General features: G+C 70.1%; 12 protein-coding genes. 5 read left to right on the forward strand and 7 right to left on the reverse strand.

Going from position 1 to position 14,375, the window contains the following annotated elements:
* Window positions 1-148 precede the first annotated feature (148 nt).
* Both AC1PLR_RS02685 and hglS read left to right on the forward strand, forming a co-directional pair.
* Window positions 149-739, forward strand: a complete 591-nt coding sequence (locus AC1PLR_RS02685; protein ID WP_481102574.1) for a hypothetical protein — start codon at window positions 149-151, stop codon at window positions 737-739.
* A gap of 390 nt (window positions 740-1,129) precedes the next feature.
* Window positions 1,130-2,491, forward strand: coding sequence for a 2-oxoadipate dioxygenase/decarboxylase HglS (gene hglS / locus AC1PLR_RS02690; RefSeq protein WP_481102575.1), 1,362 nt, complete (start codon window positions 1,130-1,132; stop codon window positions 2,489-2,491).
* Between the two features lie 365 nt (window positions 2,492-2,856).
* On the opposite strand, the gene AC1PLR_RS02695 is transcribed toward hglS, so the two are convergent.
* The 6 genes from AC1PLR_RS02695 to AC1PLR_RS02720 form a co-directional block, all read right to left on the reverse strand.
* Window positions 2,857-4,227: a leucyl aminopeptidase family protein gene (locus AC1PLR_RS02695; protein ID WP_481102576.1), complete on the reverse strand. Its 1,371-nt coding sequence runs from the start codon at window positions 4,225-4,227 to the stop codon at window positions 2,857-2,859.
* Between the two features lie 49 nt (window positions 4,228-4,276).
* Window positions 4,277-4,993: an HAD family hydrolase gene (locus tag AC1PLR_RS02700; RefSeq protein WP_481102577.1), complete on the reverse strand. Its 717-nt coding sequence runs from the start codon at window positions 4,991-4,993 to the stop codon at window positions 4,277-4,279.
* 111 nt (window positions 4,994-5,104) lie between these two features.
* On the reverse strand, window positions 5,105-6,217 hold the full coding sequence (locus AC1PLR_RS02705) for an AI-2E family transporter (RefSeq protein WP_481099785.1): 1,113 nt from the start codon (window positions 6,215-6,217) through the stop codon (window positions 5,105-5,107).
* A gap of 248 nt (window positions 6,218-6,465) precedes the next feature.
* Window positions 6,466-6,948, reverse strand: coding sequence for a hypothetical protein (locus tag AC1PLR_RS02710; protein ID WP_209032266.1), 483 nt, complete (start codon window positions 6,946-6,948; stop codon window positions 6,466-6,468).
* Window positions 6,945-7,427 carry a phage holin family protein gene (locus tag AC1PLR_RS02715; RefSeq protein WP_481102578.1) on the reverse strand — a complete coding sequence of 161 codons (483 nt, stop codon included), beginning with the start codon at window positions 7,425-7,427 and terminating at the stop codon, window positions 6,945-6,947. Before AC1PLR_RS02715 ends, AC1PLR_RS02710 begins: the two co-directional genes overlap by 4 nt.
* A gap of 7 nt (window positions 7,428-7,434) precedes the next feature.
* A complete protein-coding gene (locus tag AC1PLR_RS02720; RefSeq protein WP_019801903.1) occupies window positions 7,435-7,806 on the reverse strand; it encodes a hypothetical protein in 372 nt (123 codons plus the stop codon).
* A gap of 174 nt (window positions 7,807-7,980) precedes the next feature.
* Here AC1PLR_RS02720 and AC1PLR_RS02725 point away from each other — a divergent pair, with 174 nt between their 5' ends.
* The gene (locus tag AC1PLR_RS02725) at window positions 7,981-8,208 is read left to right on the forward strand and encodes a hypothetical protein (RefSeq protein WP_010340432.1); all 228 of its coding nucleotides are present in this window, start codon (window positions 7,981-7,983) and stop codon (window positions 8,206-8,208) included.
* A gap of 10 nt (window positions 8,209-8,218) precedes the next feature.
* On the opposite strand, the gene AC1PLR_RS02730 is transcribed toward AC1PLR_RS02725, so the two are convergent.
* A complete protein-coding gene (locus AC1PLR_RS02730; protein ID WP_481102579.1) occupies window positions 8,219-9,655 on the reverse strand; it encodes a Do family serine endopeptidase in 1,437 nt (478 codons plus the stop codon).
* Window positions 9,656-10,149: 494 nt separating this feature from the next.
* On the opposite strand from AC1PLR_RS02730, the gene AC1PLR_RS02735 reads away from it, so the two are divergent.
* Complete coding sequence (locus AC1PLR_RS02735) at window positions 10,150-13,422, forward strand: LAGLIDADG family homing endonuclease (RefSeq protein WP_481102580.1); 3,273 nt, start codon at window positions 10,150-10,152, stop codon at window positions 13,420-13,422.
* Window positions 13,423-13,612: 190 nt separating this feature from the next.
* Complete coding sequence (locus tag AC1PLR_RS02740; protein WP_481102581.1) at window positions 13,613-14,302, forward strand: hypothetical protein; 690 nt, start codon at window positions 13,613-13,615, stop codon at window positions 14,300-14,302.
* Window positions 14,303-14,375 lie beyond the last annotated feature (73 nt).

A 14,375-nucleotide genomic window follows, 5' to 3' on the forward strand; every position in this document is an offset into this window, starting at 1 on the left:
GGATCCCTCGCCCAGCGGCGTTGGCATCACCGGCCGCTGGCGGTGTCGCGTAGGAGCGGCTTCAGCCGCGACACCGCCGAGCCCGCGGTGCACATCCCTGCCAGCTTGCCGCGCTGACAGCGCCCACTGCCTCCGGCAGAATCGACGCATGCGTCTGCTTCCGTCTCCTGCCGGTCTGTTCCTGTGCGCGGCCCTGTTGGCTGCCGGCCCGGCCATGGCGCAGGGGGCGGTAGCGCCCGCGCGCGCCGCTGCCTCCGAGAGCGGGGAGGCGGCACCGGTCGAGGTGCCCGGCACCGACGATGCCTGGATCGATCGCCAGTTGCTGGACATCGACCGCTACGCCGCGCGCTATCCCGACAGCTTTCTCGACGAGATCGCGCGCTACGCGCAGATGCCGCACGGCTATGCCGAGGTGCTGCTGCGCGACCGGCGCTGGCCACCGCGCGATATCTATGTCGCCGCGTTCCTGGCCAAGGCCGCGGGACGGCCTTACCGCGAAGTGGTGCGCGCCCGCACCGCGGCCGGCGTCCCGGCCGGCTGGGCGGCGGTGGCGAGCGGCCTGGACGCGCCGCCCGGCTCGCTGGCCTACCGCGCGCTGCGCCATGCCATCGTCGCCAGCTACGACCACTGGGACCGGCCGATCGTGCTGGACGCGCTGCTGCGCCGGCAACTGGGCGACCGCGCCGCCCGCGACCGCGCCGCGGCGCAGCCCCAGGACGGGTCGACGCGCACGCAGTAAGCGCGGGGCAGCACAACGACATGGCCGCCCGCACGTTCGCCCATGTCGTTGCGCGAACGTCCCGTTGCCTGCACGGCATGGCGGGCATCGTGATGCATCCACTTCAGCGCGTACCTAGCCCCTCTCCCCCCGGGAGAGGGGTTGGTGGGGTGAGGGTCGGCGCGCGCAGCGCCTCACGCAGTTTGGGTGCACGAGGCTGCGCCCGGACCCTCATCCGCCCCTGCGGGGCACCTTCTCCCAGCGGGAGAAGGAGACAGCGGTGCCGGCCACTCCCGTGCCGCACCGGTACGCGCCGTCCATTCATCCACACTGGCCGCGCCGCCGCCGCGGCGCGAGAATAGGCGTTCTGCCGGTCCTGCCGCCGGCGCCACCGCCGTCCCGGACCGCCCGATGACCAACGCCTTCGTTTCGCCCGACGCTATCCGCAGCCTGTTCGCGCAGGCCATGTCCGACATGTACCGCACCGAGGTGCCGCTGTACGGCACGCTGATGGAGCTGGTGGCGCAGGTCAATGCGCAGACCCTGGCCGCGGACCCGGCACTGGAGGCGCAACTGCAGCGCAACGACGAGCGCGCGCGTCTGGACCAGGAGCGACATGGCGCGATCCGCGTCGGCACCGCCGAGGAACTGGCCACGCTGCGCCGCCTGTTCGCGGTGATGGGCATGGCGCCGGTGGGCTACTACGACCTGTCGGTGGCGGGCGTGCCGGTGCACTCCACCGCGTTCCGCCCGCTGGATGCCGCGGCGCTGGCGCGCAATCCGTTCCGCGTGTTCACCTCGCTGCTGCGGCTGGAGCTGATCGAGGACCCGGCACTGCGCGAACAGGCCGCGCAGATCCTCGCCAAGCGGCGCATCTTCACCGACGGCGCGCTCGCGTTGATCGCGCAGTGCGAACGCGACGGCGGCCTGGGCGAGGCCGATGCGCAGCGCTTCGTCGCCGAGGCGCTGGAAACCTTCCGCTGGCACAGCGATGCCACCGTGAGCCTGCCGACCTACCGCGCGCTGAGCGAGGCGCACAAGCTGATCGCCGACGTGGTCAGCTTCCATGGCCCGCACATCAACCACCTGACCCCGCGCACCCTGGACATCGACGCGGCGCAGGCGGAAATGCTGCGCCGGGGCATCGACGCCAAGGCGGTGATCGAAGGCCCGCCGCGCCGCGCCTGCCCGATCCTGCTGCGCCAGACCAGCTTCAAGGCGCTGGAGGAAACCGTGCGCTTCCCGGCGGGCGCGGACGGCGCCGAGGCCGGCACCCACACCGCGCGATTCGGCGAGATCGAGCAGCGCGGGCTGGCCCTGACGCCGAAGGGCCGCGCGCTGTACGACGCGCTGCTGGAACGCGCACGCGCCGCCGACGGCAGCGCCGGTGCCGACTACGCCACGCGTTTGCGGGCCGCGTTCACCGATTTCCCCGACGATTACGCCACCCTGCGCCGCGAGGGTCTGGGCTATTTCCGCTACGCACTGACCGACGCCGGTCGCGCCGCGGGCGCCGCGGCCCTGGCCGGCAAGCCGGCCGAAGCGCTGATCGCCGACGGCCTGGCCAGCGCCGACCCGATCGTCTACGAGGATTTCCTGCCGGTCAGCGCCGCCGGCATCTTCCAGTCCAACCTCGGCGGCGGCGAACAGCGCGCCTACGCCGCGCACGCCAACCGCGCCGCGTTCGAGCAGGCGCTGGGCGCGACGGTGCACGACGAGTTCGCCATCTACGCCGGCATCGAACGCGAATCGCTGCAGGCACTGGCGGGTTGAAGGTATGGCCGGCGCACCGATTGGCGTGCCCCGGCGATCGGCAGGAAAGCGCGCAGCGGTTGGTTTGCCGTGCGCCTGCTGCCTGCTGTCGTAGGAGCGGCTTCAGCCGCGACAGGCGTTCATGGGAAGGCCCATCGCGGCTGAAGCCGCTCCTACAAGAACACGATCAGTGTGGGGTGCATTGTGGGAGGGACTTCAGTCCCGACGGCATCCGAAGGCGACAAAACCGCACACTGCCGCATCGCAGCCGAAGTGGCCTCTGCACGAGATGCATGCGCGGCAATGAACCGCGTGCTGTTGCTTAGCCACCGGCGCAGCAGCGCCAGCCTGCGCGACCTCGGCCGCGCAGCCGCATCGAACGCGACTTACCCTGCGTAACGCGCCTTCAGCATGGCATACGCCGAACGCAGCGCCAGTGCTTCGCCACCCGCCGGGCGGCCGGGGCGGTCGCTGTCGTTCCAGGCGTACACGTCCAGGTGCGCCCACGCCTGCCGCGCCGGCACGAAACGCTCCAGGTACAGCGCCGCGGTGACCGCGCCGGCCATGCGCGAGCCGGCGTTGGCCAGGTCGGCGACCGAGCTGGTGAGGTAGCGCAGGTAGGGGCGCCAAAGCGGCATCCGCCAGACCGGGTCGCGGGTGCGCTCGCCGGCGGCGATCCAGGCCTGCGCCAGCGTGTCGTCGTTGCAGAACAGCGCCGGCAGGTCCGGACCCAGGGCGATGCGTGCCGCACCGGTCAGGGTGGCGAAATCCAGGATCGCGTCGGGTCGCTGCTCGCCGGCATAGGCCAGCGCATCGCACAGCACCAGGCGGCCTTCGGCGTCGGTGTTGTCGATTTCCACGCTGGTGCCCTGGCGGGTGGCGATGACCTCGCCGGGGCGGAATGCATTCGGGCCGACGGCGTTCTCCACCGCCGGCAGCAGCACGGTCAGCCGCAGCGGCAGGCGCTGCGCCATCACCAGCCCGGCCAGCGCCAGCGCGTGTGCGGCGCCTCCCATGTCCTTCTTCATGTTGCGCATGCCGTCGGCCGGCTTCAGGTCCAGGCCGCCGGTGTCGAAGCACACGCCCTTGCCGACCAGCGCCACGTGCGGGTGCGCTTCCTCGCCCCAGCGCAGCACCAGCAGCCGTGGCGCGCGGTGCGAGGCGCGGCCGACCGCGTGGATCGCCGGGAAGTTCTGCTCCAGCAACGCGTCGCCGACGATGCTCTCGAACTGCGCGCCGTGTTCGTGCGCGATTGCGCGTGCGGCCTCTTCCAGTTGCTCCGGCCCCATGTGCTCGGTCGGCGTGTTGACCCAGTCGCGCACGCGCAGGCTGGCCGCGATCAGGTCGCACACTTCGGCCTGCGGCGTGGCCAGCAACTGCGCCGGCAGCCGCGGCGGTTGCTTGTAGCGGGCGAAACGGTAGCTGCCCAGGCCCCAGCCCAGGTGCAGCGCCGCCAGCGTGTCCGCGTCCAGCGCCGTTTCCACCTGCCAGGTGCTGCCGGCCGGCAGCGCGAACGGTGCATGCGCATAGGCGTACGCATCGCCGCGATCGCCGACGCCCAGCACCGCCGCGGCCACGCCGTCGGCGCCCGGCAGCAGCAGCACGCTGCCCGGCGCGGCCATGAATTGCTGGGTATCCATCCACGCCACCCAGGCCGGCGATTGCGCTGCGCGCCATTCGGCCAGGTGTTCGCGGTCGAGCACGTACAGCGGCAGGGCGTGGGTGGAGGTGTCGGTGAAGCCGGTCGGCAGGGACATCAGCGGATCCTTGAAAGGGGGAGAGGACCGGCGGGCGAGGGCGCGCGGATCAGGCGCGCGCCGCGGCGGGCGGCTGGGTCGCATCCAGCCAGTCGGCCAGGCCGGTGAGGGTGTCGAAATGCAGGTCGGGCGGGGTCGACGGATGCCAGGCCTGCGCGTCGCGGTTAATCCAGCAACCGCGCAGGCCGGCCTGCATCGCGCCGACCACGTCGATCTCGATGTGGTCGCCCACATGCAGCACCTGCGCGCAGGGCAGGCCCAGGCGTGCGCAGGCAGCGCGGAAGATGCCCGGGTCCGGCTTGGCCGCGCCGTGGTCGCGGGCGCTGAGCTGGAAGGCGAAATGCTGGTCCAGGCCGATCGTGGTCAGGTCGGCATTGCCGTTGCTCAGCGCCACCACCGGCACGCGCGCGGCGATGCGCTCCAGCGCGGTGATGCTGTCCGGGTAGCACTCCACCTGGTTGCGCGCGGCATGGAACACCGCATAGGCCGGCTCCAGCAGGGCGGCGTCGGCGCCGCTCTCGTGCAGCGCGCGGCGCAGCGTCAAGCGGCGCAGTTCGCTGAGGTCGTGATGCAGGTGCGGATGCGCGGCGAACACTTCTTCGCGCAGCTGTCGCATCGCCGCGACCGGAAAGCGCGCGGCGGTGGCCGGGCTGTGCTGCAGCAGCCACTCGTGCAGCACCTGCTCGATGCGCGCACCGATGGGCGCGAACGGCCACAGGGTGTCGTCCAGATCCAGCGTGATCGCGCGGATGGGGAAGGAGGGCATGGAAGTCACCGGCGCATTTTACGCCAAGCGCCGCCGCCTACGATGGCCGTGCCCGGTAGACAGTACCCGCGCGCTTCCACCAATCCCCAATCCCGACTCCCGAATCCCGCATCACTCAAGCAGTCGCGCCCAGCGCTGCATGCCCTCCACCCGCGCCAGCACCATCTTGATGCACACCAGCAGCGGCACCGCCAGCAGCAGGCCGATCATGCCCCACAGCCAGCCGAACAGCATCAGCGCCAGGATCAGCATCAGCGGCGAGATCGCCATGCGCCGGCCGAGCACGATCGGCGTCACCACCTGGCCTTCCAGGGTGTGCAGGGCCAGGTACAGGATCGCCGGCAGCGCCGCGCTCAGCGGGTCGCGGAAGGCGACGAAGCCCATCAGCAGCATCAGCACCGCGCCGATCAGCGGCCCCACGTAGGGCGCGAAATTCAGCAGCGCCACCACCGTGCCCCACAGCAGCGCTTCCTGCGGCGGGATCTTCAGCACGATCAGGATGCCGGCGAAGATCAGGCCGACCAGCGTGTTGATCACGGTGATGGTCAACACGTAGCGCGAGACCTCGCGTTCGATCGAGCGCAGGATCTCGGTGGTGAACTTCTGCTGCTGGCGGCTGGGCAGCAACGCGATCGCATGGCGTTGCAGGTTCTCGCCGAACACCATGAAGAAGAATGTCAGCAGCACCACGGCCAGGGCCGAGGCGGCCAGCCGCGGGGTCCGCACCAGCGCCTTGTACGGATCGTCCATCTGCGTGCGGATCACCTGCACGCGGCGGCCGCTCTCGCCGCCGGCGGCGCGCGCGAAGTTTTCCGCGGCCTGGTTGGCCTGCTGCATCGGCTTGGTCAGGTCGCGCACCTGGTTGGCCAGGTGGCGCAGCTGCGCCGGCGCCTGCTGCGCCCACTCGGCGGCGGGGCCGGCCAGCTGCACGGTCAGCGTCGTCGCCACCGCCATGCCCGACAGCAGCACCAGCAGCGCGGCCAGGAAGCGCGGCAGGTACAGCCGTTGCAGCATCCGCAGGATCGGGTTGCCGACCAGGGCGAAGAAGGCCGCAAGCAGGATCGGCAGGATCACGTCCTGCGCGGCCCACAGGGTGTAGCAGACCGCCAGGGTGGCCAGCACCACCAGCGAGACCGGTCCGCGCGGACGCGGTGCGGGCGGCGGCGGCAGGGGGCCGTGCGGCGCGTCGTCGGCGACGGCCGCGGGATCGGGAACTGTGCTCATCGAACCTGCGATGCGGTGGCCGCGCCGCGCGCCGCAATGCACGCGCCGAACGGCGTCGGAAAGGAAGCGAAGTGTAGGCCGATCGTGGCCGGCGCGGTATCAAGACCGCGTGGCCGCCGCGTGCGCGCGGCGTGGCGGCGCAGTCATCACACCGGCTGCAGAGTCCGGCGTAGGAGCGGCTTCAGCCGCGACAGGCTTTACCGGGAACGCCCCGTCGCGGCTGAAGCCGCTCCTACAACGGGGCCGCCCTAGCGCTCGGACAGATCGGTGGCCGCTTCCGCGGCGGCGGGGTGCCCCGGGCGCGAGGCCGTCGGCGGTCGCACCGGCTGCGGGCGAGCGGGGGAGGGCGGAACCGGTGTGGCGGGCGGCGGTGTCTGGGTGGCGGCATCCACTGCCGCATCCTGTGCCGTATCCGCGGCCTCCTCCGCATCGTCGGAGGCGCGCTCGGCGTTATCGGACGCGCTCTTGGCGGTGGTGGCGTTGATCAGGCTCGAAACCGCGCTGAGCATCTGCAGCCAGCGTGCACCACCGAGCTTGCCGACCACCGCCGCCGGTTCGGCGCGCCCGACCAGGAAGCCGGTGCCCAGGCCGACCACGACGATCCGCCACGGCGTCCAACCTTCGCGCCAAACCTGCTGCAGGGTGGCCCAGTGCGTGCGCACCTGCTCCTGGCGTCCTTCCAGCACGGCTTCGGCGCGGGCGATACGGTGCTGCAATTGCCGCAGGCTCATGGCGTGGCCTCACGCTTGGCGATGTCGTCGTCGTCGTCGCCGTCCTCGTCGTCGCCGCCGATGCCCAGCTTGGCCAACTGGCGGCGGGTGGCGTCGAGCTTGCTCATGTCGAAATAGCGCAGCGCCTGCCAGGCACCTAGCGCAGTGACCACCAGGCTGAAGGCCGCGGTCGCCGAGATCGATGCCAGCCACGACCAGCCCATCCGCTGCAGCAAGGCGATCAGCGCACCCATCAGCAACATCCAGGCCGAGGCGCCGAACGCCACCGCTACTGTCATCCACACCAAGGCCCGCGCCAGAGCGGCACGGGCCAGGGCGAAGTCCGCGGCCACCAGCTTGCGCAGGGCGCGGCCGGTGTCCAGGGTGGCGTTGAGTCCTTCGCGTCCGGCCGTGCCGAGCGCGCGGAAGGATTCCTCCAGCGACGGTGCCGCCGCGGCGTCTGCCGCGGCGCCGTCGGTGCGGGCCTGCTCCTCGCTCACGCGCGGCTTACTTGTCGCCGCCGCTGCGCGCCAGCTTGGCGATGATCCAGCCGGTGGCGAAGGCCACGCCGAACGAAGCCAGCGGGCGCTCGCGGATCAGCTCGGCGGCGCTGTCGATCAGGTCGCGGCCCTTGTCCAGCAGCACGTCCACCTGCTCCTTCGCTGCCGCGCCGCCGAACTCGGCCGCCGCCAACCCGGACAGGGCGCTGTCGGACAGCTCGGCCTTGACGTTGGCCTTGCCCAGCTTCAGTTCCTCGCCGGCGGCACCGGCAGCGCCCTTGATCGCTTCGCCGGCGTAGCTGGCCGCGGACTTCAGGTGCGCGCCGGCTTCGCTCAGGTTGTCCTTGAGGTTCTCGGTATTGGTCGGGCTGGCATTCATGGGCATGTCTCCTCTGGGGTTTGGGGGCCTGCCGTCCGCCGATGCGGACGCTGCGCAGAACGGGGCGACACCAATACCATCGGCGGGGTGTACGGGGTGTTAGCTCGTCGCCATAAGCAGTGCGCCATAGTGTCGGCGCTCGCCAGCGAGCGGCCAAGTCCCGGAGGAACCGCAATGCATCGTTACGGCAACCGGAGCGGCCATGCCGGGGTGGTCGCCTACGACAGCGGCCCGGACTGGATCGTGCTGCGCTTCGCCGACGGCGCCACCTACCGCTACGACCGCCAGCATCCCGGCCTGCTCCATGTCATGGAGATGCAGCGCCTGGCCGCGGCCGGGCGCGGCCTCACCACCTACCTCAACCAGCACGTGCGCGACGATTACGCCGCGCGCCTGGACTGAGCGTGCCGGCTCACTGCATGACCAGGTCGGCCTGCGCGCCGCCGCGCACCACGCGCAGCACCAGTTGCGCCGGCTTGCGCGCGAAGTTGGCGCGGTAGCTGGCCAGGTCGGCGAACTCGCCGACCGAGGCGGCCACCACGATGTCGCCGCTGGCCAGGCCGTTGCGCGCCGCGCGGCTGCCGCGCGCCACGTTGCCGATCAGCACGCCGGAGATGCCGGACTGGCGCAGCGATTCGGGCAGGTCGGCGAAGGTGGCGCCGCTCAGCCGCGGATCCAGCGACTCGCCGCTGATCGCGCGCGGCTGCTCCTTGAGCGTGGCCTTGAGCTGCAGCGGCTTGCCGTCGCGGCGCACGTCCAGGGTCACGGTGCTGCCCACCGGCTGCAGGCCCTCGTAGTTGTGCAGCGCCTCGGCGCTGTCCAGGCGCTCGCCGTTGGCGGCGACCACCACGTCGCCCGGCTGCAGCCCGGCGGCCGCGGCCGCCGAGCCGGCCAGCACCCGCGTCACCAGCGCCCCGCGCGACGCCGACAGGCCCAGGCCCTGCGCCATCTGCGAGGTCAGGTTCTGCGTCTCGATGCCCAGGGTACCGCGGATCATCACCCCGTTGTTCTTGATCAACTGGTCGACCACCGCGCGCGCCAGGTTCGACGGGATCGCCAGGCCCAGGCCGATGTTGCCGGCCATGCTGCCCTGCGGGTTGAAGCTGGCGGTGTTGATGCCGACCAGTTCGCCGCGCAGGTCCACCAGCGCACCGCCGGAGTTGCCGGGGTTGATCGAGGCGTCGGTCTGGATGAAGTTCTGGTAGCCCAGGCCGCGGATGCCGTTGCGGCCCATCGCCGAGACGATGCCGGAAGTGACGGTCTGGGTGAAGCCGAACGGGTTTCCGATGGCCGCGACGAAATCGCCCACGCGCAGCTTGTCGCTGTCGCCCAGGCGGATCTCGGTGAGGTTGTCGGCCTTGATCCGGATCAGCGCGATGTCGGTGTCCGCGTCCGAGCCCATGAACTCGGCCTTGAAGCTGCGCCCGTCGGCCAGGGTCACCTGCACGTCGTCGGCGTTCTCCACCACGTGGTGGTTGGTCAGCACGTAGCCGTTCTTCGCGTCGATGATCACGCCCGAACCCAGCGACTCGTTGATGCGCTCCTGCGGGATGTCCGGGAACAGGCGGCGCAGGATCGGGTCGTTGAAGAACGGATTGCGCACCCGCACCACCTGCTTGGTGTTGATGCTCACCACCGCCGGCATCACCTTCTGCAGCATCGGCGCCAGCGACGGCAGCGGCTCGCCGGCCACCGAGGACGGCAGGCGCGCGGCCGCGGACAGCGGCGGCGGTGCCGCGGCGGGCGCGGCCTCGGCGCGGTTGTCCAGTTGCGCATTGATCGCGGTGGCGGCGAAACCGCCGAAGGCAGCGGCGGCGGTCAGGGTCAGCAGCGTAGGCAGCGGTCGCATGGGTCGGTTTCCGGGGAACGCGGGAGACGTGGGGCAGATGGGCGCGCGTGCGCGTAAATCAAGATGAACGCGCGGCGTTTAACCGCCAGTGAAAGCGCTCCGGTGCCGCCTGCGCAAGGCCGCAATCGCGCCTTGCGTGCGCGGCGCAGCGACAGCGCCGGATCGCGTCGCGGCGACGTTGACAGTGGGCCTGCCCGGCGTTAGCGTTCACGCGTGTCGCAGCCACTACATGTAGCGGTAGGGCTTCGGTGCGGCACTAGACATAGGGTTTTCTTCACCAGGACTTCACATCCAGGGGCGCGCTCGGCGGTGCATGACGGGACGGTGACAGGAAACGTCGCGGAATCAGGGGATTTTTGATCGGTCGAGGGCGGGCGCCGCGTGCGCTGCCGCGGCCGTCTCTGCCGTGCAGCGCAAGTGCGATATAGACAAGACACACGGCGGATGACCACCCATCCGCTTCATCGGGACAGGTTCGAGGAGAACACAGCAGAATGAGTACGGTGCGCCTGGAAGTCGTCCAGACCGGATCCAAGCACGACCCCATCCCGATGCAGCCGGCGTCGCAGGACATCTGGGACAAGAAGTATCGGCTCAAGACCAAGCAGGGCGAGCCGCTGGATGCCGACATCGATGGCACCTACCTGCGCGTGGCGCGGGCGCTGGCCGATGCCGAGTCCACCGACGAGTTGCGTGCCTACTGGTTCGAGCGCTTCACCTGGGCGCTGCGCCGCGGCGCGATCCCGGCCGGGCGCATCACCTCCAACGCCGGCGCGCAGGAACACAAGCCGGCCACCAGCACGATCAACTGCACCGTGTCGGGCACCATCACCGACTCGATGAACGGCATCCTGGAGAAGGTCCACGAGGCCGGGCTGACCCTCAAGGCCGGCTGCGGCATCGGCTACGAGTTCAGCACGCTGCGCCCGCGCGGCGCGTTCGTGGCCGGCGCCGGCGCCTACACCTCCGGGCCGATGTCGTTCATGGATATCTTCGACAAGATGTGCTTCACCGTGTCCTCGGCCGGCGGCCGCCGCGGCGCGCAGATGGGCACCTTCGACGTGTCCCACCCGGACGTGAAGGACTTCATCCGCGCCAAGCGCGAGGACGGACGCCTGCGCCAGTTCAACCTGTCGCTGCTGATCACCGACGGCTTCATGCAGGCGGTGGAGCAGGACGCCGACTGGCCGCTGGTGTTCCCGGTGAACCGCAAGGAAGAGGCCGACATCGACCTGGCCGACGCCAGCGCCGTGGTGTGGCGCGACTGGCCCACGCACCACGATTACATCGTGCGCGACGATGGCCTGGTCGCGTGCAAGGTGTACGGGCACATCCGCGCCCGCCACCTGTGGGACATGATCATGGTCTCCACCTACGACTACGCCGAGCCGGGCTTCATCCTGATCGACCGCGTCAACGAAATGAACAACAACTGGTGGTGCGAGAACATCCGCGCGACCAATCCTTGCGTGACCGCCGATACCTGGGTGCAGACCGCCGAGGGGCCGCGTCAGGTCGCCGATCTGCTGGGAACGCCGTTCCTGGCGCGGGTCGATGGTGGCGACCATGCCACCGGTGCGGAGGGTTTCTTCAAGACCGCGCACAAGCAGGTGGTGCGACTGCAGACGCAGGAAGGTTACGCGCTGCGCCTGACCGCGGACCACCGCGTGCGGCGCGTGGTGCGCCAGACCCGTTGGTCGCTGGACACCCAATGGTGCCAGGCGGACCAACTGGTCGCAGGCGACCGGGTGCTGCTCAACAATCACCGTGCCGGTGCGGAGTGGGGCGGCGCGCGCAGCTATGAGGAAGGTTTCCTCCTCGGCATGCTGGTGGGCGACGGCACGCTCAAGCACGAAGCCGCCGTGTTGTCTGTCTGGTCGCAGGCCGCCGCCGTCAATGCGGCGCCGCTGGCACCGGTGGCGCTGATGGACGAAGCCCTGCGCTGCGCGCGCAGCCTCCCGCACCGTGCCGACTTCGCCGGCTGGAGCGAGGTGCGCGACCGTGGCGAGTACCGCCTGAAGTCGGCCGCCTTACGCGATCTGGCCCTGGAGCTGGGCCTGCGTCCGGGCGACAAGGCGATCACCCCGGCCGTCGAGAAGACCTCCAGCGATTTCCATCGCGGCTTCCTGCGCGGCCTGTTCGACACCGACGGCTCGGTGCAGGGCAGCCAGGAGAAGGGCGTCAGCGTGCGCCTGGCACAGTCCGACCAGGCGCGGCTGGAGGCAGCGCAGCGCATGCTGTTGCGGCTGGGCATCGCCTCGCAGATCTACCGCGACCGGCGCCCCGCCGGCACGGCGTTGCTGCCCGACGGGCACGGCGGCACGCGTGCCTACGCCACCAAGGCGCAGCACGAACTGGTCGTCAGCGGCGACAACCTCGATGCCTTCGCCCAGCGGGTGGGCTTTGCCGACACCGCCAAGGCCAACCGGCTCAAGGCGCTGCTGTCCGGCTACCGTCGGCAGTTGAACCGCGAGCGTTTCGTGGCGACCGTGCAGTCGGTGGCCGCCGATGGCGTCGAAGACGTCTACGACGTGCAGGTCCCCGGCATCAACACCTTCGACGGCAACGGCCTGCACGCCCACAATTGCGGCGAGCAACCGCTGCCGCCGTACGGCGCCTGCCTGCTCGGCTCGATCAACCTCACCACCTTCGTGCGCGAGCCGTTCACCGAGCGCGCCCGCTTCGACTGGGAGGAATACAAGGAAGTGGTGCGGGTGTTCACCCGCATGCTCGACAACGTGGTCGAGGTCAACGGCCTGCCCCTGCAGCAGCAGCGCGACGAGATCATGCGCAAGCGCCGTCACGGCATGGGCTTCCTCGGTCTGGGCTCGACCATGACCATGCTGCGCATGAAGTACGGCAGCGCCGAGTCGTGCGAGTTCACCGAGTCCATCGCTCGCGAGATGGCCGTGGCTGGCTGGGAGACCGCGCTGTCGCTGGCCAAGGAGAAGGGCCCGGCGCCGATCATGCAGGAGACCTTCGAGGTCACCGCGGCGATGCTGCGGCAGCGCCCGGAGATGGCCCGCGACGGCTGGCGCGTCGGTGAGCGTATCGAAGGTCGGTTGCTGCACGCCAAGTACAGCCGCTACATGCAGCGCATCGCCGAGGTGGCGCCGGCGCTGGTCGAGGAACTGGCCGAGGTGGGCGCACGCTTCACCCACCACAGCTCCATCGCCCCCACCGGCACCATTTCGCTGAGCCTGGCCAACAACGCCTCCAACGGCATCGAGCCGAGCTTCGCCCACCACTACAGCCGCAACGTGATCCGCGAGGGCAAGAAGAGCAAGGAGAAGGTGGACGTGTTCTCCTTCGAGCTGCTGGCCTACCGCCACCTGGTCAACGCCAAGGCGATGCCGTTCGCCGAGGACGCCGCCGCGCGCCTGCCGGACTACTTCATCGCCGCCGACGACATCCACCCCAAGGAACACGTGGACGTGCAGGCCGCCGCGCAGAAGTGGGTGGACAGCTCCATCTCCAAGACCGCCAACGTCCCCACCGACTATCCCTACGAGCAGTTCAAGGACATCTACCGCTACGCCCACCAGCAGGGGCTGAAGGGCTGCACCACGTTCCGCTTCAACCCGGCCGCCTTCCAGGGCGTGCTGGTCAAGGAAGCGGACCTGGAGAACACCACCTACCGCTTCGAGCTGGAAGACGGCAGCGTGGTCGAGGTCAAGGGCAACGAACAGATCGAATACGACGGCGAGATGCACACCGCCGCCAACCTGTTCGATGCGCTGAAAGAAGGGTATTACGGCAAGTTCTGACGCCGTTCCGTCTCCCCTTCGCGCCGGCGGAGGGGAGGGCGGCGGTGGAAGCCCTGGAGCGCGGCGCGCCGCGCTTCCCCAACGCTTCCCCACCGTCCGCCGTGTGTCGCCGTTTCCGGCTCCCCGCTTCGCTGCAATCGGTATAGCATCGCCCGCGTGACATAAACACTGACACCCTGAGGAGGGTTTTATGAGCAATGGAAATGGCGTCACGGCGACGCTGACGCAGGTCGCCGAGAACGTGAAAGAAACTGCCACCAACGTCGGCGAGACCATCGCCGCCACCGCCAGCGAGGCCGTCGCCACGGTCAAGCAGACCGCCGAGACCGTGCAGAAGCGCGTGCAGGACCAGGTCGCCAAGACCCGCAAGGCGGTGAAGCAGGCCGAGAAGGCCGTCGCCAAGCGCGCCGAGAAGGCCGGCAAGGCCGTCAAGAAGACCGTCGCCAGCGCGCGCAAGAAGCTGGAAGCAGCCAAGGCCAGCGCCCAGGCCGAAGCGGCCGCGCTGACCAAGGGCGGCAAGAAGACCGCCAAGAAGGCGGCTGCGAAGAAGGCGCCGGCGAAGAAGGCCGCGGCCAAGAAGGTCGCGGCGAAGAAGGCTCCGGCCAAGAAAGTGACCGCCAAGAAGGCCGCGCCGAAGAAGGCGGTCAAGAAGGTCGCCGCGAAGAAGGCCGTGACCAAGAAGTCGGTAGTCGCCAAGAAGAGCGCAGTGAAGAAGAGCGTGGGCGCGCGCAAGGCCGTGGCCAAGAAGGCCGTGGGCAAGGCCGCCAAGGCGGTCAAGAAGAGCACCGCCAAGGTCGCCAAGAAGAGCGCCGCGGTGAAGAAGACCGCCGTGCGCAAGGCCGCCGGCAAGAAGGCCGCGGCCACCCGCGCCAAGAAGTAAGCCGTCCCGTCGCACCCTCTCTCCCGTGCGCGGGAGAGAGGCCGGGCCCACGCCCGTCCCGCTCCGCCTTCCA

It is taken from the genome of Xanthomonas sp. NCPPB 3570, assembly GCF_056725115.1.

What these genes read in the sequence shown, in the direction of transcription:
- AC1PLR_RS02700 (WP_481102577.1), bottom strand. Translation starts at nt 4,993, where the DNA reads ATGCCCTCCTTCCCCATCCGCGCGATCACGCTGGATCTGGACGACACC.
- AC1PLR_RS02710 (WP_209032266.1), bottom strand. Translation starts at nt 6,948, where the DNA reads ATGAGCCTGCGGCAATTGCAGCACCGTATCGCCCGCGCCGAAGCCGTG.
- AC1PLR_RS02720 (WP_019801903.1), bottom strand. Translation starts at nt 7,806, where the DNA reads ATGAATGCCAGCCCGACCAATACCGAGAACCTCAAGGACAACCTGAGC.
- AC1PLR_RS02695 (WP_481102576.1), bottom strand. Translation starts at nt 4,227, where the DNA reads ATGTCCCTGCCGACCGGCTTCACCGACACCTCCACCCACGCCCTGCCG.
- AC1PLR_RS02685 (WP_481102574.1), top strand. Translation starts at nt 149, where the DNA reads ATGCGTCTGCTTCCGTCTCCTGCCGGTCTGTTCCTGTGCGCGGCCCTG.
- hglS (WP_481102575.1), top strand. Translation starts at nt 1,130, where the DNA reads ATGACCAACGCCTTCGTTTCGCCCGACGCTATCCGCAGCCTGTTCGCG.
- AC1PLR_RS02705 (WP_481099785.1), bottom strand. Translation starts at nt 6,217, where the DNA reads ATGAGCACAGTTCCCGATCCCGCGGCCGTCGCCGACGACGCGCCGCAC.
- AC1PLR_RS02730 (WP_481102579.1), bottom strand. Translation starts at nt 9,655, where the DNA reads ATGCGACCGCTGCCTACGCTGCTGACCCTGACCGCCGCCGCTGCCTTC.
- AC1PLR_RS02725 (WP_010340432.1), top strand. Translation starts at nt 7,981, where the DNA reads ATGCATCGTTACGGCAACCGGAGCGGCCATGCCGGGGTGGTCGCCTAC.
- AC1PLR_RS02735 (WP_481102580.1), top strand. Translation starts at nt 10,150, where the DNA reads ATGAGTACGGTGCGCCTGGAAGTCGTCCAGACCGGATCCAAGCACGAC.
- AC1PLR_RS02740 (WP_481102581.1), top strand. Translation starts at nt 13,613, where the DNA reads ATGAGCAATGGAAATGGCGTCACGGCGACGCTGACGCAGGTCGCCGAG.